Origin of the sequence: Streptomyces sp. SPB162, from assembly GCF_029504575.1 — a bacterium.
GTDB lineage: Bacteria > Actinomycetota > Actinomycetes > Streptomycetales > Streptomycetaceae > Actinacidiphila.
This window is the reverse complement of sequence record NZ_JAQFII010000001.1, coordinates 2,828,922-2,850,164: the sequence shown is the minus strand read 5'-3', so window position 1 is coordinate 2,850,164 and position 21,243 is coordinate 2,828,922. Positions and strand designations below refer to the sequence as shown.

Annotated in this window: 16 protein-coding genes, 1 tRNA gene and 1 pseudogene; 6 read left to right on the top strand and 12 right to left on the bottom strand. The window is 70.6% G+C overall.

The features are described from left to right. Positions 1–28: 28 nt before the first annotated feature. From M2266_RS12995 to M2266_RS12985, 3 genes are all read right to left on the bottom strand, one after another. On the bottom strand, positions 29–949 hold the full coding sequence (locus M2266_RS12995) for a carbohydrate ABC transporter permease (RefSeq protein ID WP_277438344.1): 921 nt from the start codon (positions 947–949) through the stop codon (positions 29–31). A gap of 3 nt (positions 950–952) precedes the next feature. After that, positions 953–1,963, bottom strand: a complete 1,011-nt coding sequence (locus tag M2266_RS12990) for a sugar ABC transporter permease (RefSeq protein ID WP_277438343.1) — start codon at positions 1,961–1,963, stop codon at positions 953–955. Between the two features lie 144 nt (positions 1,964–2,107). Continuing rightward, positions 2,108–3,451, bottom strand: a complete 1,344-nt coding sequence (locus M2266_RS12985; protein WP_277438342.1) for an ABC transporter substrate-binding protein — start codon at positions 3,449–3,451, stop codon at positions 2,108–2,110. Positions 3,452–3,742: 291 nt separating this feature from the next. Here M2266_RS12985 and M2266_RS12980 point away from each other — a divergent pair, with 291 nt between their 5' ends. Continuing rightward, positions 3,743–4,771, top strand: a complete 1,029-nt coding sequence (locus tag M2266_RS12980; protein ID WP_277438341.1) for a LacI family DNA-binding transcriptional regulator — start codon at positions 3,743–3,745, stop codon at positions 4,769–4,771. Between the two features lie 147 nt (positions 4,772–4,918). Here the strand turns inward: M2266_RS12980 and M2266_RS12975 are convergent. The 3 genes from M2266_RS12975 to M2266_RS12965 all read right to left on the bottom strand — a co-directional run bounded on the left by M2266_RS12975 (position 4,919) and on the right by M2266_RS12965 (position 6,950). Then, positions 4,919–4,991 (bottom strand) — tRNA-His (locus M2266_RS12975). 67 nt (positions 4,992–5,058) lie between these two features. After that, positions 5,059–5,661 carry an oligoribonuclease gene (gene orn / locus M2266_RS12970; RefSeq protein WP_277438340.1) on the bottom strand — a complete coding sequence of 201 codons (603 nt, stop codon included), beginning with the start codon at positions 5,659–5,661 and terminating at the stop codon, positions 5,059–5,061. A 5-nt stretch (positions 5,662–5,666) separates the two neighbouring features. Next, a complete protein-coding gene (locus tag M2266_RS12965) occupies positions 5,667–6,950 on the bottom strand; it encodes a helix-turn-helix domain-containing protein (protein WP_277441182.1) in 1,284 nt (427 codons plus the stop codon). Between the two features lie 1,037 nt (positions 6,951–7,987). Here M2266_RS12965 and M2266_RS12960 point away from each other — a divergent pair. Further along, positions 7,988–8,509, top strand: coding sequence for a universal stress protein (locus M2266_RS12960; protein ID WP_277438339.1), 522 nt, complete (start codon positions 7,988–7,990; stop codon positions 8,507–8,509). Between the two features lie 74 nt (positions 8,510–8,583). Here M2266_RS12960 and glmS read toward each other — a convergent pair whose 3' ends face one another. Continuing rightward, on the bottom strand, positions 8,584–10,398 hold the full coding sequence (glmS, locus tag M2266_RS12955; protein ID WP_277438338.1) for a glutamine--fructose-6-phosphate transaminase (isomerizing): 1,815 nt from the start codon (positions 10,396–10,398) through the stop codon (positions 8,584–8,586). Positions 10,399–10,511: 113 nt separating this feature from the next. Beyond that, positions 10,512–10,787, bottom strand: a complete 276-nt coding sequence (locus tag M2266_RS12950; RefSeq protein WP_277438337.1) for a hypothetical protein — start codon at positions 10,785–10,787, stop codon at positions 10,512–10,514. A 177-nt stretch (positions 10,788–10,964) separates the two neighbouring features. Between M2266_RS12950 and M2266_RS12945 the strand changes: the two genes are divergently transcribed. Next, positions 10,965–12,653 (top strand): beta-N-acetylhexosaminidase, encoded by a 1,689-nt coding sequence (locus M2266_RS12945; RefSeq protein ID WP_277438336.1) that lies wholly within the window; start codon positions 10,965–10,967, stop codon positions 12,651–12,653. A gap of 87 nt (positions 12,654–12,740) precedes the next feature. Here the strand turns inward: M2266_RS12945 and M2266_RS12940 are convergent, their stop codons facing one another. The 4 genes and pseudogenes from M2266_RS12940 to M2266_RS12925 form a co-directional block, all read right to left on the bottom strand. After that, complete coding sequence (locus tag M2266_RS12940; RefSeq protein WP_277441181.1) at positions 12,741–13,901, bottom strand: acyl-CoA dehydrogenase family protein; 1,161 nt, start codon at positions 13,899–13,901, stop codon at positions 12,741–12,743. Between the two features lie 8 nt (positions 13,902–13,909). After that, complete coding sequence (locus M2266_RS12935; RefSeq protein WP_277438335.1) at positions 13,910–14,848, bottom strand: hydroxymethylglutaryl-CoA lyase; 939 nt, start codon at positions 14,846–14,848, stop codon at positions 13,910–13,912. Beyond that, positions 14,845–16,806, bottom strand: a complete 1,962-nt coding sequence (locus M2266_RS12930) for a biotin carboxylase N-terminal domain-containing protein (RefSeq protein WP_277441180.1) — start codon at positions 16,804–16,806, stop codon at positions 14,845–14,847. The genes M2266_RS12935 and M2266_RS12930 overlap by 4 nt, the downstream gene beginning before the upstream one ends. 14 nt (positions 16,807–16,820) lie before the next feature. Beyond that, a pseudogene (locus M2266_RS12925) lies at positions 16,821–18,435 on the bottom strand (carboxyl transferase domain-containing protein). An 84-nt stretch (positions 18,436–18,519) separates the two neighbouring features. Here M2266_RS12925 and M2266_RS12920 point away from each other — a divergent pair. From M2266_RS12920 to tesB, 3 genes are all read left to right on the top strand, one after another. Continuing rightward, on the top strand, positions 18,520–19,131 hold the full coding sequence (locus M2266_RS12920) for a TetR/AcrR family transcriptional regulator (protein WP_277438334.1): 612 nt from the start codon (positions 18,520–18,522) through the stop codon (positions 19,129–19,131). A 63-nt stretch (positions 19,132–19,194) separates the two neighbouring features. After that, positions 19,195–20,352, top strand: coding sequence for an acyl-CoA dehydrogenase family protein (locus M2266_RS12915; RefSeq protein WP_277438333.1), 1,158 nt, complete (start codon positions 19,195–19,197; stop codon positions 20,350–20,352). Positions 20,353–20,362: 10 nt separating this feature from the next. Next, positions 20,363–21,238, top strand: a complete 876-nt coding sequence (gene tesB / locus M2266_RS12910) for an acyl-CoA thioesterase II (RefSeq protein ID WP_277438332.1) — start codon at positions 20,363–20,365, stop codon at positions 21,236–21,238. Positions 21,239–21,243 lie beyond the last annotated feature (5 nt).

Sequence of the window (21,243 nt, the reverse complement as noted above, 5' to 3'; positions counted from 1 at the left end):
GGTGGGGGCGGCGGCCCGGGAGAGAGGGTCAGCTCTTGACCGCGCCGGCGGTGATGCCGCCCACGATGTGTTTGCCGAGCAGGGCGAAGACCAGCAGCAGCGGCACGGTCGCGATCAGCGCGCCGGTCAGCACGACCGCGTGGTCGATCGTGTGGTCGCCGGATCCGAGTCCGGCCAGCGCCACCTGCACGGTGGGGTTCTGTTGGTTCAGTGCGATGAACGGCCAGAAGAAGTCGTTCCAGGACTGGACGAAGACCAGCATCCCCAGCACCGCCATGGCCGGCCGGGCGATCGGGAAGACCACGTGCCAGACGATGCGCAGGCTGTGCGCCCCGTCCACCCGGGCGGCCTCGATCAGTTCGATCGGCAGGGCCTCGGCGAGGAACTGCCGCATGAAGAACACCCCGAAGGCCGCCACCAGCGACGGCAGGATGACCGACTGCAGCCGGCCCACCCACCCCAGATCGGTGATGATCTGGTAGAGCGGAATCACGCTGAGCTGCGGCGGGATCGTCATCGTCGCGACGACCAGGGTCAGCAGCCCGTTGCGGCCCCGGAAGCGCAGCTTCGCGAAGGCGAAGCCGGCCAGCGTGGCGAAGAGCACCGTGCTGAGCGAGACGAACCCGGCCACGATGGTCGAGTTGATCAGTGCCTGGCCCATGTGGACCTGGTCCCAGGCGATCTTCAGGTTGTCGATCAGATGGCTGCCGGGCAGCAGTTCGGTCGGCGGCTGCACGATCTGGGTGTCGGTGCTGGAGGCCGCGACCACGGTCCAGTACAGCGGGAAGAGCGAGACCAGCGCCGCGAAGACGAGGATCGCGTACGTGAGCGGTCCCGCGTGGTCCTGCCGTCCCGCGCGGGGGCCGAAGCGCCGCCGTTTCCTGGGCGGGGGAGCGGCGGAGCCGGGGCCTGCCCGGCGCGTGCTCCGGTCGGCGACTGCGTGTGCCATGGGTCAGCCCCCCAGCTTCCTGCGGTTCACCCGCGTGATGATCAGTTGGATGGCGCCCACGAGCAGCAGGATCAGGAGCATGACCCACGCGACGGCCGACGCCTGTCCGAGCGCCCCGTTCTGCCAGCCCTTCTCGTACATGTAGAGGCTGAGCGTCTGGTACTGGTGCGCCGATCCGCCGCTGACGCCCAACCCGCCGCCGAACAGCATCGGTTCGCCGAACAGCTGGGTCGCCCCGATCGTCGAGACGATGATCGTGAACAGGATCGTGGGGCGGATCGAGGGGATGGTGACGCTGAGGAACTGCCGCCAGCGCGACGCCCCGTCGAGCGCGGCCGCCTCGTACAGATCGCCCGGCACGGCCTGCATCGCCGCCAGGTAGATCAGCGCGTTGTACCCCGTCCAGCGCCAGGTGACGATCGTCGAGATGGCGATCTGGGACGGCCACTTGTCGGCCTCCCACTGGATGTGGTCCACCCCGAAGTGGCCCAGCAGCTGGTTGACCATGCCGTAGTCGGGGTTGAAGAGCTGCACGAAGACCAGCGAGGCCGCCGCGATCGACGTCGCGTACGGGGCCAGCACCGCCACCCGGAAGAACCCGCGCCCCCGGAGCTTGTAGTTGAGGAGATGCGCCAGGCCCAGCGCCATCAGCAGCTGCGGGACGGTGGAGATCACCCCCAGCGAGAACGTGTTGCGCAGCGCGTTCCAGAAGAACTCGCTGTCCCACAGCCGGGTGTAGTTGTCGAAGCCGCGCCACTGCGCGTCGCCGCCCAACTCGACCTGGTGGAAGGAGAGCCAGCCCGTGTAGATCAGCGGGAAGAGCCCGAAGGCGGCGAAGCAGACGAAGAACGGGGCGATGTACGCGTACGGCGTCGCCTTGATGTCCAGGCGGTACAGCCGGGAGCGCCAGGAGGGGCCGGCGGGGGAACCGGGGGTGCCCGGTGGTGGTGAGGCGGGGACGGGCCGGGCCGGCGGCGGACTGCCGTCGGCCGACGCCCTGACGGAGGTGGCCACGAGTGGCGTCCTTCCCGGTCGGGTCAGTCGGTCGGTCTCGGAGGATCGGGGCCGGTCCCGGTCGGGACCGTCGGCCCCGACCGGATCAGCGTCGTGAAGGCGGGCCGCCCGGCAGGAGTGGTCACTGCCGGGCGGCCCGGCCGGCTACTGGTCGATCTTGTCCTTGACCAACGCCTGCACGTTGGACCACGCCTTGTCCTTGGACGTGCCGTGCTGCTCGATGTCGAGCAGACCGTTGTCGGTGATGTACGTCTTCACCTGGCCGTCGTAGCGGCCGATCGGCGCCGGGGTGACGCCCTTCGCGGTGGCCGTGTAGACCTTGCCGACCGGCGCGGTGCCGAAGTACGGGTTGGTCGCGCCCGTCACGGTCGGCGAGTCGAGACCGGCCTTGGTGGACGGGATGTTGCCGTTCTTGGCGAACACCTTCGCCTGCTGCTCGGGCGCGGTCAGCCAGGCGGCCAGCGCGGTCGCCTCGGCGGTGTGCTTGCCCGCCTTGGGAACGGACAGGAACGCCCCGCCCCAGTTGCCGGCCTCGGGCGCGGCGGCGATGTCCCACTTGGCCGCGTTGGCCGGGCCGCCCTGCTCCTTGATGATGCCGGTCATCCAGCTCGGGCAGGCGATCGTGGCGAACTTGGAGTTCTTGAACGCCGCGTTCCAGGTGCCCTTGTCGTCGAACTGCCGCAGCTTGCCGCTCAGGCCCTGCTGCGCCGCTTCCACGGCCAGCTCCCAGGCCTTCTTCACACCCGGGCTGGTGTCGTAGATCAGCTTGCCCTGGTCGTCGGAGTACTGCTGCGCCTGGCTGGAGACCACGGCGTTGAAGACACCGCTGGCGGAGTCGGTGAACGCGACCCCGGCCGGGGCCTTGGCCTTGAACTGCTTGCCGACCGAGATGTACTTCGCCCAGTCGCCCGCCCACAGCGCGGCGACGGCCTCACGGTCGGCCGGCAGACCGGCCTGCTGGAACAGGTCCTTGCGGTAGCAGACCGCCATCGGGCCGACGTCGGTGCCGAGCCCGATCACCTGGCCGCTCTTCGTGGTGGCCTGCTTCTCCTTCCAGTCCAGCCACTTGGTGGTGTCGACACCCTGGGCCTTGCCGAGGTCGATGAACTTGTCGCCGAGCGTGGCGGTCGCCTCGGCGATGAAGCCGACCTCGATCGCCTGGACGTCGGCCAGGCCGCTGCCCTGCGACAGGTGCAGCTTGAGCGCGTCCCAGTACTTCTGGCCGTCGGCGACGTTGTCCTCGACGATCGTGATGTTCGGGTGCAGCTTGTGGTACTCCGAGAACAGGGCCGCGCCCGTCTTGTCGTCGTAACCGAACGAGCCGAAGTCGCCGACGTGCAGCGTGATGTTCTCCGTGCCGGTGCTCTTGCTCCCCGAGTTCGAGTCGCTGTCGCTGCTGCAGCCGGTGATCAGGGTCGCGCAGGTCGCGAGCCCCGCGACCGCTATCAGTGCGGTTCTGCGGGCACGAGTGCCGCTGGAAGTGCGCATTCCACTCTCCTTGTCCAGGGTGGTGCTGACGTTCGTTCTGACGTTCGGATGACGACGAGTTTGTGGGAGCGCTCCCACGTAGGCTTGCCGGAACATTCGTGCCTGGAGGGGTGAAGTGTCAAGAGATGAAGTCCATTTCGTTGCCGGAACGTGTCCGGGCCGGACCTTCGATCACTTCTTGAACGAATCGGGCGCGGTACGCCCGCTATCGTGAGGAATTGTGGGAGCGCTCTCACGCCGAGAGCGCCCGAGCGCCTAGGATGGCGCGTCAGTCATGTCGGGGAGGCGGAAGTGACCGTGAACGGTCGGCACAGCGGACGGCCCACGCTCGAGGAGGTCGCCGCCCGTGCCGGAGTGGGCCGCGGCACGGTCTCGCGGGTCATCAACGGGTCCCCCCGGGTGAGCGACCGGGCGAAGGCCGCCGTCGAGGTCGCCATCGCCGAGCTGGGCTACGTCCCCAACCGCGCGGCCCGGGCGCTGGCCGGCAACCGGACGGACGCCATCGCGCTCGTCATCCCGGAACCCGAGACCCGGCTCTTCGCCGAGCCGTACTTCTCCGACATCATCCGCGGTGTCGGCGCCGAGCTCGCCGACACCGACATGCAGCTGCTGCTGACGCTGATCCGCACGCCCAAGGAGCGCTCGCGCTTCGCCCAGTACCTCAGCGCGCACCGCGTCGACGGCGTCCTGGTGGTCTCGGTGCACGAGGACGACCCCCTGCCCGACCTGCTGGAGCAGCTGGACATGCCCGCCGTCCTGAACGGCCGTCGCTCCGACCTGGAGTCCGTGTCCTACGTGGACTCCGACAACGTCGGCGGCGCCCGCTCCGCCGTCGGCTACCTGCTCGGCCGCGGCCGCCGCGCCGTCGCCACCATCACCGGCCCCGTCGACATGTACGTCGCCCGCTGCCGCCTCGACGGGTACCGCCAGGCCGTCGACGCGGCGGGTCTGGGTGACGACGCGTCGCTCGTCGCGCGCGGCGACTTCACCGAGGAGGGCGGCCGGCGCGCGATGCGCGAGCTGCTCGCCCGACGGCCCGACGTGGACGCCGTCTTCGCGGCCTCCGACGTCATGGCCTCCGGCGCGCTCCAGGTCCTGCGCGAGGCCGGCCGGCGCGTCCCCGACGACGTGGCGCTCGTCGGCTTCGACGACTCCGTCATCGCCCGCCACATGGACCCCGCCCTCACGAGCGTCCGGCAGCCCATCGAGGAGATGGGCCGCACCATGGCCCGCGTCCTGCTGGAGGAGATCGCGGAACGCACGTCGGTGCGGCGGCACGTGGTGCTCGCCACGGAACTGGTGCGGCGGGATTCCGCGTAGCGGGCCGGTGCATCGGCGGGCGCGTCGTCCGGGGTGCGGCTGTGTGACGTCGGTGGTGTGACGTCGGACACGCCCCTGCCGGTGCCCGCGGCCCCGGACATGACGAAGGCCCGGTCTGTTTTCACAGACCGGGCCTTCGTCGTTCAGGGTGAGTGACGGGACTTGAACCCGCGGCCACCTGGACCACAACCAGGTGCTCTACCAACTGAGCTACACCCACCATGTCCGGCGCTTCTCGGCGCCGACCTGAAGAAGCATACAGGGTCCGGGAGGGTGCTCGCCTCAGGCTATTCGGCGGCCCGGACGTGCTTGGCCGCGATGGCCCGGGCGGTGTCGGTATCCGGCCCCGGCTGCGCCACGAAGACCGCTTCGCGGTAGTACCGGAGCTCCGCGATGGACTCGCGGATGTCCGCCAGGGCGCGGTGGTTGCCGTTCTTCTCCGGGCTGTTGAAGTACGCCCGGGGGTACCACCGGCGGGACAGCTCCTTGATGGAGGAGACGTCCACGATCCGGTAGTGGAGGTGCTGTTCGAGGGCCGGCATGTCCCGCGCGAGGAAGCCGCGGTCGGTGCTGACCGAGTTCCCGCACAGCGGGGCCTTGCGCGGCTCGGAGACGTGCTCGCGCACGTAGTCGAGCACCAGCTTCTCGGCCTCCTCGAGCGTCACACCGCCGTCGAGCTCCTCCAGGAGCCCGGAGGCGGTGTGCATCTCGCGTACGACGTCCGGCATGGTCGTCAAGGACTCGGCGGGCGGGCGGATGACGATCTCCACCCCCTCGCCGAGAATGTTCAGCTCCGAGTCGGTGACCAGTGCGGCCACCTCGACGAGCGCGTCGTGGGCCAGCGACAGCCCGGTCATCTCGCAGTCGATCCACACCATGCGGTCGTTCATGGGTCTCACCCTAAGGGGCGATCGCGTGGACCAGGCATAGCCGGGTTGCGGCCGCGTGCGATGCGCTCCGCGCGCAGCCGTCCCCTGATCACGCCGTCGGAGCCGTCCATGCGGCTCTGCTCGGGCACCCGGGGGGCGTACACGTCGGAGTCGGGCTTGCCCGGCACCGTCAGGAGCTGCGGCGACGTGCCCCGGCGCGGCGGCAGGTGCTCGGTCGGCGCTGGTGGCCGCTCCGGGTCGTCCTGCGGACGCCGGGCCCGGTACGCGGCCCGGTACGAGGCGGGCGACGACCCGAGCTGGCGGCGGAAGTGCCCGCGCAGCGCGACGGGGGAGCGGAAGCCGCAGCGGCCCGCCACCTCGTCCACCGAGAAGTCGGACGTCTCCAGCAGCCGCTGCGCCTGCAGCACCCGCTGGGTGATCAGCCACTGCAGCGGGGCGCTGCCGGTCAGTGACCGGAACCGCCGGTCGAAGGTCCTGCGGCTCATGTAGGCGCGCGCCGCCAGGGCCTCCACGTCGAACTGCTCGTGCAGGTGCTCCAGCGCCCAGGCGACGACCTCGGCCAGCGGGTCGCCACCGATCTCTTCTGGTAATGACCTGTCGAGGTGGCGCTGGCTGGAGGGCCAGTCGCTGCGGCGCGGTGGCACCACGAGCCGCCGGGCGAGCGCGTTCGCCGCCTCGGCGCCGTGGTCGGTGCGTACGACATGCAGGCAGAGGTCGATTCCGGCCGCCGTGCCGGCCGAGGTCAGTACGTCTCCGTCGTCCACGAACAGCTCCCGGGGGTCCACATGTACGGAGGGATAGCGCTTGGCCAAGGTGGGCGCGTACATCCAGTGGGTGGTCGCGGGGCGACCGTCCAGGAGCCCCGCGGCGGCCAGTACGAACGCCCCTGTGCACAGGCCGATGATCCGGGCGCCTTCCTCGTGGGCCCGGCGCAGCGCGTCGAGGGCCTCGGGAGGTGGTGGCTGGGAGATCGAGCGCCAGGCGGGCACCACCACGGTGCCGGCCCGTGAGAGCGCCTCGAGCCCGTAGGGGGCGCTGAGTTCCAAACCCCCGGTGGTGCGAAGTGGCCCGTCCTCGCCGGCGCAGACCAGCAGCCGGTAGCGGGGCACGCCCGCGTCCTGCCGGTCGATGCCGAACACGGAGAGCGGGATGGAACTTTCGAAGATCGGCCCGCCGCTGAACAGCAGCACGGCGACGACTTCGGCACGCCGCCGCGCGGACAGTTTGCGAGTGGCGCGGGACGACGCTGACGGTGCTGAGGACCCGGCGGATGGCGACAGCTGCTCCATCGCCGTACCGGTCCTGGACTCCTGGCTCATCATGGAGCTCAAGCCCCCCTCGATCGACGCGGCCCCTCGGTCCTGCACGTTTCCCCCGCCATATTTTCCAAGATCGAATCTACTGTGTTTGGTGTTTCCGGTGAGGCAGTTGTGAATACTTCACCACCTGGCGCTAAGTCGACTTGACCACGTGGCGTGAAGCATTCGATCACGAAGCGTTCCACTCACCGGGCCCGCTGGGAAGTACGCCTCTGGCTCCCGCGGTGGCCTACGACGCCCCCCGCGCCCCTTGGAGCCGTTTCATTGCAGGTGGCAGACGTGTCAGCGGGCGCTTCCACCAACAGGTGCAGTACGGCCAGAAGTTGGCCGAAAAACGTAGCCACGTCGGCACGCGCCTCCGAACAGCGCCCCGTTGTGTGCCCCCTGACCGGCCAACCGCCCCGGCGCGCCCCGGGCGACCAGCGGCGTCACCGGGGCGTTATCGGGCCATTTGCCGCTCCTGAGCAGGGCGGGTGTCTTGTTCACGCCGGTGCCGCGAGAAATTGGGTTTGCGCGGCGGATGATGTCGTGCCCTGACCCCTGTTCGGGTCGTCCTCGTGCGGCGCGGGCGCCGTGGCGGGGGCATCGAGGCACCCTCGAGGCGGCGCGGAGCGGCCCTGGAGTCGTTCTGGACCTGTTCTGGATCCGTTCAGGATCCGTTCAGGACCCATTCAGGACCCGTTCTGGAGGCGGGCCGCCCGGCCCGGCCGCTCCGGTCGCGCGGATTCGTCCCGGCGGAAGCGGCGCGACGTTGCGCTCGGGGCCGGGCTCCGGCATTCTCCTGGAAACTCCGCGTACGTGATACCTGCGGAGGCTCGACGAGTCTGTGCAGGGATACGTCTCCGCCGTACTCTGGAGTCATCAGGGTCGGAAGCCCTCGAACTGGCCGAAACCGGTCAGCCCCACGGCCCCCGACAGGGTATTACCGAAGACGCAGCGAAGCCCGCTGTGACCGCCGTTGTCCGCCGGTCGGCGCCCACCCGCCGCCCTTGTCGAGAAACCGCATCATGGCCGGTTATGAGCTCCCCGAGCCCGCTGAAGGCAAGCCGCTCGCCGAATCGGCGGCGCTCCCCGAAGCGGCCCCAAAGCTGCGCTCGTCCTGCGACCCGGCCTTCCGGCACGGTGTCGTGGTGGGCTTCGACGGCTCGGTCTCCAGCGAGCGGGCGCTCGCCTACTCGATCGGCATGGCCCGCCGCCTGGGCTCGGCACTGATCATCGTCCACGTGGCCAACCGGCTCCCGGCCACGGTCTGGGCCGGCTGCGAACCACCGGTCTTCGTCGATGTCCCGGACCACAGGACCGAGGTCCTGGGCCTGGAGCTCGCCTGCGCCGACCACCTCGCCGAGGTTCCCTGGATCCTGGTCGAACGCGGCGGCGACATCTGCCACGAACTCGAAGAGGTCGGCCGCGAGTACGAAGCCGACGCCATCGTCGTCGGCGGCACCCAGGGCCTCATCGGCCGCATCTTCGGATCGGTGGCCGGCCGCCTGGCCCGCCGGGCGCAGCGGCCGGTCATCGTCATCCCGTAGAGCGTTTACGCGAGAGGCGGTGCCCGGGAACCCGGGCACCGCCTCCCCCATCAAGCCGTCCGCGGGACCGCTGACTACTCCACCGTCACCGACTTCGCCAGGTTCCGCGGCTTGTCGATGTCACGGCCCATCGCCTTGGCCGTGTGGTAGGCGAACAGCTGCAGCGGAATCCCCATCAGGATGGGATCCAGCTCGACCTCGTTCTTCGGCACCACGATCGTGTGGTCCGCCTTCTCCTGCACCTGGTGGGCCACCGCCAGGATCCGCCCGCTCCGCGCCTTGATCTCCTCCAGCGCCGCCCGGTTCTTCTCCAGCAGCTCGTCGTCCGGCACGATCGCCACCGTCGGCAGCGCCGGCTCGATCAGCGCCAGCGGGCCGTGCTTCAACTCGGAGGCCGGGTACGCCTCCGCGTGGATGTAGCTGATCTCCTTGAGCTTCAACGAGGCCTCGCGCGCCACCGGGTAACCCCGCACGCGCCCGATGAACATCATCGACTTCGCGCCCGCGTACTCCGCGGCCAGCTTCTCGATCTCCGCCTCGCCCTCCAGCATCTCGGCGATCTGTGCCGGCAGCTTCCGCAGTCCCGCGATGATCCGCTTGCCGTCCGCGACCGACAGGTCGCGGATCCGGCCGAGGTGCAGCGCGAGCAGCCCGAAGGCGACCACGGTGTTGGTGAAGCACTTGGTGGAGACGACGCAGACCTCGGGGCCCGCGTGCACGTACACCCCGCCGTCCGTCTCGCGGGCGATCGCCGAGCCGACGACGTTGACCACGCCCAGCACCCGTGCGCCCTTGCGCTTGAGCTCCTGGACGGCGGCGAGCACGTCATAGGTCTCGCCGGACTGGGAGACCGCGATGTAGAGCGTGTCGGGGTCGACGACCGGGTTGCGGTAGCGGAACTCGGAGGCGGGCTCGGCGTCCGCGGGGATGCGGGCCAGCTCCTCGATCATCTGCGCGCCGATCTGGCCCGCGTGGTACGACGTGCCGCAGCCGAGGATCTTGATCCGGCGGACGCTCCGCGCCTCGCGCGGGTCGAGGTTCAGGCCGCCCAGGTGCACGGTCGAGAAGCGGTCGTCGATGCGGCCGCGCAGCACGCGGTCGACCGCGTCGGGCTGCTCGGAGATCTCCTTGTGCATGTACGTGTCGTGGCCGCCCATGTCGTACGACTCGGCCTCCCACTCCACGGTGGTCGGCGTGGCCGAGGTGCTGGAGCCCTCGGTGGTGTACGTGCGGAAGTCGTCGGCCTTGAGGGTGGCCATCTCGCCGTCGTCGAGGGTGACGACCTGGCGGGTGTGGCTGACCAGCGCGGCGACGTCCGAGGCGACGAACATCTCCTTGTCGCCGATGCCGAGCACGACCGGCGAGCCGTTGCGGGCGACGACGATGCGGTCGGGGAAGTCCTGGTGCATGACGGCGATGCCGTAGGTGCCCTCGACGCGGCGCAGCGCTTCCTGGACCTTGGCCTCCAGGGTGTCGGCCTGCGAGCGGCCGATGAGGTGCACGACGACCTCGGAGTCGGTCTCGGAGGCGAACTCGACGCCGTCCGCGATCAGTTTGGCGCGCAGGTCATCGGCGTTGTCGATGATGCCGTTGTGGACGAGGGCGACTTTGCCGTCCGCGTCAAGGTGGGGGTGCGCGTTCTCGTCGTTCGGAGCGCCGTGCGTGGCCCAGCGGGTGTGTGCGATACCGGTGGTGCCGGTGAAACGCTTGGGGATGCGGGCTTCCAGCTCGCGGACCCGGCCCTTGGCCTTGACGGTCTTGAGGACCCCGGACTTTCCGGTGATGACGACGCCCGCCGAGTCGTAGCCCCGGTACTCCAGCCGCTGCAGGCCTTCCAGCAGCAGCGGAGCCACGTCGCGCTTACCGATGTATCCGACGATCCCGCACATATGGTCGTCCCTCTCCGTCGTGTGTTCACTGGGTGTTCAGTACGTGTGCCGGCAGGTGGCCGGTGGCCGGTGCCGCCCGCACGCGGGGCGCCGGCGGCCTCAGGTGTGTGGTGTCAGCCGTAGACGATGCGGCGCAGTTGCCGCAGGGAGAGTTCCGGCGGAGCCACCGCGCGATACGGCAGCTCCTCGGTGATCCGCTCGAAGATCACCGCGTTGACCAGGCCTTTGGCCTGGAGCTCGCGGTGTCTGCGGCGGACGAACAGCTCGGTCGTCTCGTCGAAGTACGCCAGCACGTCCTGGATCACCCGGGACGCCTCACCGCGGTGCAGCGGTGTGGTGCGAACCAGGTGATCGACGAGGTCCTCGTGGGACGTCTGGCGGTCGGGCATCCGTAGATACTGGTGTGATCATCGCTCGTTTGCAACAATCCTGCCCGATTTCGGGCAGAAGGTGGATGTGAGTGAGCCGGAAGTGTGGGGAAATTGGTCTACACCTTGACCCCTTCAGGTGCGCGCGGTACCCAGGGGACAGCGTTTCCTCCACCGCCCGCTGAAGGGAATCCCCCGGTGAGACGACCCAGCGTTCGGAACCACTTCCCCCGGATCCTGTGCTCGCTGCTCCTGATCGGCGCCTCCGCCTGGGCCTCGGCGCCGTCGGCGGCCCCGGCCGCCCGAAGCACCCCGGCCGACGCCTCCGCGACCGTCCTGGCGCGGGTCGTCCCCGCCCCGGCCTCCGTGCAGGCGGGTGGCGCCTCCTACGTCATCGGCTCCGGCACCCGCATCCACGTGCCAGGGAACTCCAACGAGGTGCGGAAGATCGGCGACTACCTCGCCGCCGTGCTGCGGCCGTCCACCGGGTACCCGGTGCCCGTCGTCGCGGACGGCGGGGACCGCGACGGCATCGTGCTCAAGCTGGGGGCGGCGGTCAGCGGTGCGGGCAGCCGCACGGCGGCCGGCGCGCCGGGCGCGGGCGGCGGCCAAGTGCCTCGCGACACCGCCGTGGCACTCGGCGCGGAGGGATACCGGCTCATCGTCTCCGGGCAGTCGGTGACCCTCGGCGCCGAGCAGGCCGCCGGGCTGTTCCACGGCGTACAGACGCTGCGTCAGCTGCTCCCCGCCGCTGTTGAGAAGCACTCCGTGCAGAGCGGTCCCTGGACGGTACCGGGGGGCACCATCACCGACGTGCCGCGTTACGCCTACCGCGGCGGCATGCTCGACGTCTCCCGGCACTTCTTCTCCGTGGCGCAGGTCGAGCGGTACATCGACCAGCTCGCCCTCTACAAGATCAACCAGCTACACCTGCACCTGTCGGACGACCAGGGGTGGCGGATCGCCGTCGACTCCTGGCCGCGGCTGGCCGCGTACGGCGGCAGTACCCAGGTCGGCGGCGGGCCCGGCGGCTCGTACTCGAAGGCCGACTACCGCGAGATCGTGCGCTACGCCGCCGGCCGCTATCTGACGGTGGTGCCCGAGATCGACATGCCGGGCCACACCAACGCGGCCCTCGCCTCCTACGCGGAGCTGAACTGCTCCGGCACCGCCCCGCCGCTCTACACGGGCACCCAGGTCGGCTTCAGCTCGCTGTGCGTGTCCAAGGACGTCACCTATCGGTTCGCGGACGAGGTGCTGGGGGAGCTGGCCGCCCTCACCCCGGGCCCGTATCTGCACATCGGCGGCGACGAGGCGCACTCGACCGGCCATGCCGACTACGTGACGTTCATGGACAAGGTCCAGCCGATCGTCACCAAGTACGGCAAGACCGTGCTCGCCTGGCACCAGCTGGCGGGCGCGCACCCGGTCGCCGGAGCCGTCGCCCAGTACTGGGGCACGGACGGCAGTGAGAAGGAGGTCGCGGACGCGGCCAAGGCCGGCCTGCGGCTGGTCCTCTCGCCCGCCAACCGTGCCTACCTGGACATGAAGTACACCGCCTCCACCCCGCTCGGCCTGGACTGGGCCGGCCTGGTCGAGGTGAAGGACTCCTACAACTGGGACCCCGCCACCTTCGTCAAGGGCGCGCCCGCCTCCGCCGTCCTCGGTGTGGAGGCTCCACTGTGGACGGAGACCATCGTGACCAGTGCGAACATTGACTACATGGCCTTCCCGCGGCTGCCGGGAATCGCCGAGATCGGCTGGTCCCCGGCAGCCACCCACCAGTGGGATGCCTACAAGGTGCGCCTCGCGGCCCAGGGCCCGCGCTGGACGGCTCTGGGCATCGGCTACTACCGCTCACCCCAGGTGCCCTGGCCGAGCGACTGACCGGCCCGACGTGTGACGGCCGGCCGCCGCTCTCCACGGACCGGCGGCCGGCGACCGCTCCCGTCAGCCTGTCAGCACTTCAGCACGTCAGCCCGAGAGCCCCAGCTCGCGGGCGATCAGCATCCGCTGCACCTCGCTGGTGCCCTCGCCGATCTCCAGGATCTTCGAGTCCCGCCACATACGGGCCACCGGGTACTCGTTCATGAAGCCGTATCCGCCGTGGATCTGCGTGGCCTCCCGCGCGTTGGTGACCGCGATCTCCGACGAGTACAGCTTCGCGAGCGCCGCCTCCTTCTTGAACGGTTCACCCTGCAGCAGCCGGGAGGCGGCGTCGCGCCAGGCGAGGCGGGCGGTGTGGGCACGCATCTCCATGTCGGCGAGCTTGAACTGGATCGCCTGGTTGGCACCGATCGGCCGGCCGAACGCCTCCCGGCTCTTCGCGTACGCCAGGGACTCGTCGACGCAACCCTGCGCCAGACCGGTGGCCAGCGCCGAGATCGCGATCCGGCCCTCGTCGAGGATCCGCAGGAACTGCGCGTAGCCGCGGCCCTCCGCGCCGAGCAGGTTCGCGGCCGGGACCCGGCAGTCGGAGAACGACAGCTCACGGGTGTCCGAGGCGTTCCAGCCGACCTTGGAGTACGGGGCCGCGACACCGAAGCCCGGCGTGCCCGAGGGCACGATGATCGACGAGATCAGCGGCCGTCCGTCGTCCTTGCGGCCGGTGACCGCGGTGACCGTGACCAGACCCGTGATGTCCGTACCGGAGTTGGTGATGAAGCACTTGGTGCCGTTGATCACCCATTCGTTCGTCGCCTCGTCCAGCCGCGCGGTGGTGCGCGTGCCGCCGGCGTCCGAACCGCACTCGGGCTCCGTCAGCCCGAACGCGCCCAGGATCTCCCCGGAGCACATCCGCGGCAGCCACTCGCGCTTCTGCTCCTCGGTGCCGAAGCGGAAGATCGGCATCGCGCCCAGCGAGACGCCCGCCTCGAGGGTGATGGCGACGGACGAATCCACCCGCGCGAGCTCTTCGAGGACGATGCCGAGGGCGAGGTAGTCGCCGCCCATGCCGCCGTACTCCTCGGGGAAGGGCAGGCCGAACAGGCCCATCCGGCCCATTTCGCGGATGATCTCGTAAGGGAACTCGTGGTTCTCGTAGAACTCCCCGATCTTCGGCGCGATCACGTCGTGCGCGAACGCCTCGACGGTGCGGCGCAGTTCCTCGTGCTCGGGGGCGAGGCGGTGGTCGATCGACATGACTACGACTCCTGGTGGGAGAGGGCGCGGACGGTGCGGGAGGGGCTTGGCCTCCCGAGCTGCTCCGCCATCCACACGCTTGTGGCGGTGAGGCGGTCGAGGTCGACCCCGGTGTCGACACCGAGGCCGTTCAGCATCCAGACGAGGTCTTCCGTGGCGAGGTTTCCGGTGGCGCTCTTCGCGTACGGGCAGCCGCCGAGGCCGCCCGCGGAGGCGTCGACGACGGTCACGCCCCGCTGGAGGGCGGCCAGCGTGTTGGACAGGGCCTGCCCGTACGTGTCGTGGAAGTGCACGGCGAGCCGGTCCGTCGGGACTCCCTGCTCCGCCAGGGCGGCGAGCAGCGCGGTGACGTGGCCGGGGGTGGCGACCCCGATCGTGTCGCCGAGGCTCAGCTCGGTGCATCCCAGGTCGTAGAGCCGGCGGGCGACGGCGGCCACCCGGTCCACCGGGACCGGGCCCTCCCACGGGTCGCCGAAGCACATGGAGAGATAGCCGCGGACGGTCGCTCCGGCCTCCCGGGCCCTGGCGACGACCGGCTCGAACATGGCGAGGGACTCGTCGACGGTCCGGTTCAGATTGGCCTTGGCGAACGACTCGGTCGCGCTGCTGAAGACGGCGATCTCCCGGACACCGAGCGCCAGCGCGCGCTCCAGCCCCCGTTCGTTGGGGACCAGCACCGGCAGGTGCGCGTCGACGTCCGCCAGCAGCGGCATCAGCTCGGCGGCGTCGGCCAGTTGGGGCACCCACTTGGGGTGCACGAAGCTGGTCGCCTCGATCGTGCCGAGGCCGGCGGCGGCCAGCCGGTGGATGAACTCCGCCTTCACCGTCGTCGGGACCGTCGCCTTCTCGTTCTGCAGTCCGTCGCGCGCGCCGACCTCGTGGATCCTGACCCGCGCGGGCAGTCCGGACGCGGGTACGGACATGGGCAGCCCGTTGGTCATGACTCCTCCCGGGGAGCGACGACGGCGAGCACCTGGTCCATGGCGACGGTGCTGCCGGGGGTGACGTCGATCTCGGTGACCGTGCCGTCATGGGGAGCGGTGATGACGTGCTCCATCTTCATCGCCTCGACGACCAGCAGGCTCTGGCCCGCCGTCACCTCGTCGCCGACCGCGACCTTGACGACGGTCACGGTGCCCGGCATCGGCGCGGTGAGGGCGTCGGCGCCGCCGGCGCCCGCGCTGCCGCTCAGGGCCGCAGCGACGGGGTCGTGGTCCGCGACGTGCCAGCTGTCCCCTTCACGGCCCAGCCAGGCGCCGGCGTGGTGGAAGGAGTGGGTTGCGCCGTCCCAGTGCAGGACGCCGCGTCTCCCGTCGGTGACCAGGCGCGCGGGGACCGCGGCCGCGTCACCCACCCGGACCTCGTCGCCGCGGACCCGGACGGCCAGCGGCTCATGGCCGGGTACCCGCAGGTGGTGGGTCGTCCACGCCGGCTCGCCGCCCAGCCGCCAGCCGTCGGCCGCCGAGAACGGATCGGTCCAGGTGGTGGCGTCCGACGGGGGGAGCAGGGCGGCCTGGCGCAGCAGCGCCGCGGCGGCGTAGACCTCCGGCGGCACGTCCGTCGAGGTCAGTGAGGTGACCTCGCGCTCCACCAGTCCGGTGTCGAGGACGCCGGAGACCACCTCCGGGTGGGCCAGCAGCCGCCGCAGGAAACCGGCGTTGGTGGCGACGCCCAGGGTGACGGTGTCGGCCAGTGCCGCGCGCAGCTTGCGCAGCGCGGTGGCGCGGTCGGGCCCGTACGCGATGACCTTGGACAGCATCGGGTCGTAGAGGCTGCCGACCGCGGTGCCCTCGGCGAGCCCGGAGTCGGTGCGGACCCCGTCCCCCTGCGGTTCGTGGAGCGCCAGCACGGTCCCGCCGGAAGGCAGGAAGCCGCGGGCCGGGTCCTCGGCACAGATCCGGGCCTCGACGGCGTGGCCGGTGAGGGTGACGCCCTCCTGCCCGAACGGCAGGCGCTCGCCGGACGCGACGCGCAGCTGCCACTCGACGAGGTCCAGCCCGGTGACCAATTCGGTGACCGGGTGCTCCACCTGGAGGCGGGTGTTCATCTCCATGAAGCAGTACGCGGACGGATCCGCTCCCGGGACGATGAACTCGACGGTGCCGGCCCCGACGTAACCGCAGGAGCGGGCGGCCTGCACGGCGGCCTCTCCCATGGCCGCGCGGGTGGCCTCGTCCAGGAGCACGCTGGGCGCCTCCTCGATGACCTTCTGGTGCCTGCGCTGCAGCGAACACTCCCGCTCGCCCAGGTGGACGACGTTGCCGTGGGCGTCGGCCAGCACCTGGATCTCGATGTGGCGCGGCCGGTCGATCCAGCGCTCGACGAGGAGGGTGTCGTCGCCGAACGAACCGCGGGCCTCGCGCCGGGCGGCGGCGATCTCGTCGCCGAGCAGCGCCTCGTCCCGCACCAGCCGCATGCCCTTGCCGCCGCCGCCCGCGGAGGGCTTGAGCAGCACCGGCATGCCGATCTTCCGCGATTCGCCGATCAGTTCGGTGTCGGTGAGACCGCTGCCGGACGATCCCGGAACGACCGGGACGCCGGCCTCCCGGACCGTCGCCTTGGCGCGGATCTTGTCGCCCATCAGCTGGATCGCCGAGGCCGGCGGTCCGATGAAGACGAGCCCCGCGTCGGTGCAGGCCTGCGCGAAGGCGGCGTTCTCGGCGAGGAAGCCGTAGCCGGGGTGGACGGCCTGGGCCCCGGTCCTGGCGGCGGCGCGCAGGTGCTCGTCGATGGACAGGTAGTTCTCGACGCGGACCGCCGTGTCGGCCTCGCGGACGTGCCGGGCGTCGGCGTCGGCGTCGCTGAACACGGCGGCCGAGCGCACGCCCAGGCGCCGCAACGTACGGATCACCCGCACGGCGATCTCGCCGCGGTTGGCGATGAGGACGGTGTCGAACATGGTCATCTCTGTCCTCACATCCGGAAGACGCCGTAGCCGGGCTCACCCAGCGGCGCGTTGGCGCAGGCGGTCAGGCGCGAGGCCCAGGACCTTGCGTGTCTCCAGCGGGTCGATCACGCCGTCGTCCCAGAGCCGCGCGGTCGCGTAGTAGGCGTTGCCCTGGGTGTCGTACTGCGCTCTGATGGGGTCCTTGAACGCGGTCTCCTCCTCGGCGTCCCACGCGCCGCCCGCCGCCTCGATCTGGTCGCGCTTGACGGTGGCGAGGACAGACGCGGCCTGCTCGCCGCCCATCACGGAGATCTTGGCGTTGGGCCACATCCACAGGAAGCGCGGGGAGTAGGCCCGCCCGCACATCGAGTAGTTGCCCGCGCCGTACGAGCCGCCGATGACGACCGTCAGCTTGGGCACCCGGGCGCAGGCCACCGCCGTGACCATCTTCGCGCCGTGCTTGGCGATGCCGCCCGCCTCGTACTGGCGGCCCACCATGAACCCCGAGATGTTCTGCAGGAAGAGCAGCGGGATGCCGCGTTGGTCGCACAGCTCGATGAAGTGCGCGCCCTTCATGGCGGATTCGGCGAAGAGGATGCCGTTGTTGGCGATGATGCCCACGGGGTGGCCGTGCACACGCGCGAAGCCGGTGACGAGCGTGGTGCCGTACTCCGCCTTGAACTCCGCGAAACGGCTGCCGTCGACGATCCTGGCGATGACCTCGCGCACGTCGTACGGGGTACGCGAGTCGACGGGCACCGCCCCGGTCAGTCCCGCCGGGTCGACGGCGGGCTCCTCGACCGGGTCGAGGTCCCACGGCCGCGGGACCCGGGGTCCGAGGGTCGACACGATGTTCCGCACGATGCGCAGCGCGTGGGCGTCGTCCTCGGCCAGGTGGTCGGTGACGCCGGAGGTCCTGGAGTGCACCTCGCCGCCGCCGAGCTCCTCGGCGGTGACGACCTCGCCGGTCGCGGCCTTCACCAGCGGGGGCCCGCCCAGGAAGATCGTGCCCTGGTTGCGGACGATCACCGCTTCGTCGCTCATGGCGGGGACGTACGCGCCGCCCGCCGTGCACGATCCCAGTACCGCGGCGATCTGCGGGATGCCGCGGGCCGACATCGTCGCCTGGTTGTAGAAGATCCGGCCGAAGTGGTCGCGGTCCGGGAACACCTCGTCCTGCTTGGGGAGGAAGGCGCCGCCCGAGTCGACCAGATAGACGCACGGCAGCCGGTTGTCGAGCGCGATCTCCTGCGCCCGCAGGTGCTTCTTCACCGTCATCGGGTAGTACGTGCCGCCCTTGACCGTGGCGTCGTTGGCGACGATGACGACCTCGCGGCCGGAGACCCTGCCGATGCCGGCGACGACGCCGGCGGCCGGGGCCTGGCCGTCGTACATCCCGTCGGCGGCCAGCGGGGCGAGCTCCAGGAAGGGCGATCCCGGGTCGAGCAGCCCGTCCACCCGGTCGCGGGGCAGGAGCTTGCCGCGCGCGGTGTGCCGGGCACGGGCCTTCTCGCCGCCGCCGAGCCGGGCGGCCGCGAGCTTGTCGCGCAGCCGCGCACTCAGTTCGGCGTGCGCCGCCGCGTTGGCGCGGTAGGTCTCCGACGCCGGATCGGCGGCGCTGGAGAGGACGGGTGCTGCCATGTGTCGGGCCCCCGGTAGTTAGCGAGCGTTAACGTGGTGGGCTTCACGTTAACGCTCGCTAACGGGATTGTCTAGACTCGTTGTATGCACCCCACGAAGGCGACGGAGAACCGCCGCGACCAGATCCTCCGGGAGGCCGCCCGGCTCTTCGCCGAACGCGGATTCCACGGCGTCGGTGTGGACGAGATAGGGGCCGCGGTCGGCATCAGCGGACCCGGTCTGTACCGGCACTTCGCGGGCAAGGACGCGATGCTCGCCGAGCTCCTCGTCGGCATCAGCGGCCGGCTGCTCACGGCCGGGAAGGCTCGGGTGGCCGAGGCCTCGGACCCGGCCGGGGCGTTGGACGCGCTGGTCCGCGGCCATATCGACTTCGCGCTCGACGACCGCCCGCTGATCACCCTGCACGACCGCGAGCTGGACCGGCTGCGCGACTCCGACCGCAAGCTGGTGCGCCAGCTCCAGCGGCAGTACGTCGAGCAGTGGGTCGAGGTCGTCCGCCAGGTGCGGCCCGCCGCCCCGGAACCGCAGGTGCGGGCAGCCGTGCACGCGGTCTTCGGGCTGCTCAACTCCACCCCGCACCTGGGGGCCCACAGCGGCCTCCCGGACCGGCACGACACGGCCGCGCTGCTGCGCCGGCTGGCACTCGGAGCGCTGACGGCTCTGGACAGCATGGACGACCGGCGAGTAACTTACTGAGCGCTTGCTTAATTTCCGGATGCCCATCCCGGATCCATGTCTCAGGCCCAAAGGAGGCGCGCAGTGCGTCGTACGGTGTTCAACGAGGACCACGAAGCGTTCCGCGAGACGATCCGGGACTTCATCGCCGCCGAGGTCGTCCCCGTCTACGACCAGTGGCTGCAGGCCGGTCAGGCCCCCCGCGACTTCTACCGCAAACTCGGCGAGCTGGGCGTCTTCGGTATCGAAGTGCCCGAGGAGTTCGGCGGCGCCGGCGAGACCAGCTTCAAGTTCCAGGCCGTCATCACCGAGGAGTGCGCCCGCGCGGGCGTCAGCTTCGGCGGCAGCGGCGTGCACACCGGCCTCTGCCTCCCGTACCTGCTGGCCTACTGCAACGACGAGCAGAAGAAGCGCTGGCTCCCGGACTTCGTCTCCGGCGACATGATGACCGCCATCGCCATGACCGAGCCGGGCACCGGCTCCGACCTGGCCGGCATGAAGACCACCGCCAGGCTCTCCGAGGACGGCACGCACTACGTCCTCAACGGCGCCAAGACCTTCATCACGGGCGGTGTCCACGCCGACCGCGTCATCGTCTGCGCCAGGACCGCCCCGGCCACCCCCGAGGACCGCCGCGCCGGCATCTCCCTGCTGGTCGTGGACACGAAGTCCGAGGGCTACGCCGTCGGCCGCAAGCTCGAGAAGCTCGGCCTGAAGACCTCCGACACGGCCGAGCTGTCCTTCACCGACGTGAAGGTGCCCGTCGAGGACCTGCTCGGCGAGGAGGGCAAGGGCTTCTCCTACCTCGGCCAGAACCTGCCGCAGGAACGTCTCGGCATCGCCATGGGCGCATACGCGCAGGCGTCCGCCGCCATAGCCTTCGCCAAGGCGTACGTGCAGGACCGCACCGTCTTCGGACAGTCCGTCGCCGCGTTCCAGAACACCAAGTTCGTGCTCGCCGACTGCAAGGCCGAGGTGGACGCGGCCCAGGCCGTCGTCGACCGCGCCCTGGACGCGCACGACGCCGGCGAGCTGACCGCCGCCGACGCCGCCTCCGCCAAGCTCTTCTGCACCGAGGTCGCGGCCCGCGTCATCGACAAGTGCCTGCAGCTGCACGGCGGCTACGGCTACATGCTGGAGTACCCCATCGCCCGCCTGTACGCGGACAACCGCGTGAACCGCATCTACGGCGGCACCAGCGAGGTCATGCGCTCGATCATCGCCAAGTCGATGGGCCTGTGAGCGCGTCCCTGTGAACACGGCACTGTCGTCCCTGCTCGATCTGCTCGACCTGGAGCGGATCGAGCAGGACATCTTCCGCGGCATCAGCAGGTCGGCTGTCGTGCCCCGCGTCTTCGGCGGCCAGGTCGCCGCCCAGGCGCTGGTCGCGGCGGGCCGCACCGTTCCCGGCGACCGGGCCGCGCACTCCCTGCACGCGTACTTCCTGCGTCCCGGCGACCCCGGTGCGCCGATCGTCTACCAGGTGGACCGGATCCGGGACGGCCGCTCCTTCACCACCCGAAGGGTGGTGGCCGTCCAGCACGGGCAGCCGATCTTCCACCTGTCGGCGTCCTTCCAGGAGCACGAGGAGGGGCTCGAGCACCAGGAGCCCATGCCGCCGGCGCCCGACCCCGAGTCGCTGCCCACCGCCGAGGAACTGCTGCCCGCGCACGCGGACAGGTTCCCCGACCCCAAGGTCGTCGACCGCCTCCTGGAGGCGCGGGCCGCCGTCGACCTGCGGTACGCCGAGGACCCGCCGTTCCTCGCCGCCGGCCAGGGCCCGCGCGAACCGCGCTCCCAGGTGTGGTTCCGCACCCGTGGCAAGCTCGCGGACGACCCGCTGCTGCACGTCTGCCTGGCCACGTACGTCTCGGACATGACGCTGCTGGACTCGGTGCTCCTCGCCCACGGGCGCGGCGGCTGGGCCGTCGGCGACGTGGTGGGCGCCAGCCTGGACCACGCCATGTGGTTCCACCGGCCCTTCCGTGCCGACGAGTGGCTGCTGTACGACCAGCAGAGCCCGTCGGCGTCCGGTGGCCGGGGACTGGGCACGGCGCGGATCTACACCCAGGACGGGCGCCTCGTGGTGTCCGTGATCCAGGAGGGCGTGGTCCGCGTCCCGCGCTGACGCCC

Coding starts and splice junctions, on each gene's coding strand:
- M2266_RS12995 (WP_277438344.1), bottom strand. CDS start 949: ATGGCACACGCAGTCGCCGACCGGAGCACGCGCCGGGCAGGCCCCGGC.
- M2266_RS12985 (WP_277438342.1), bottom strand. CDS start 3,451: ATGCGCACTTCCAGCGGCACTCGTGCCCGCAGAACCGCACTGATAGCG.
- orn (WP_277438340.1), bottom strand. CDS start 5,661: ATGAACGACCGCATGGTGTGGATCGACTGCGAGATGACCGGGCTGTCG.
- M2266_RS12965 (WP_277441182.1), bottom strand. CDS start 6,950: ATGGAGCAGCTGTCGCCATCCGCCGGGTCCTCAGCACCGTCAGCGTCG.
- M2266_RS12960 (WP_277438339.1), top strand. CDS start 7,988: ATGGCCGGTTATGAGCTCCCCGAGCCCGCTGAAGGCAAGCCGCTCGCC.
- glmS (WP_277438338.1), bottom strand. CDS start 10,398: ATGTGCGGGATCGTCGGATACATCGGTAAGCGCGACGTGGCTCCGCTG.
- M2266_RS12950 (WP_277438337.1), bottom strand. CDS start 10,787: ATGCCCGACCGCCAGACGTCCCACGAGGACCTCGTCGATCACCTGGTT.
- M2266_RS12935 (WP_277438335.1), bottom strand. CDS start 14,848: ATGACCAACGGGCTGCCCATGTCCGTACCCGCGTCCGGACTGCCCGCG.
- M2266_RS12930 (WP_277441180.1), bottom strand. CDS start 16,806: ATGTTCGACACCGTCCTCATCGCCAACCGCGGCGAGATCGCCGTGCGG.
- M2266_RS12920 (WP_277438334.1), top strand. CDS start 18,520: ATGCACCCCACGAAGGCGACGGAGAACCGCCGCGACCAGATCCTCCGG.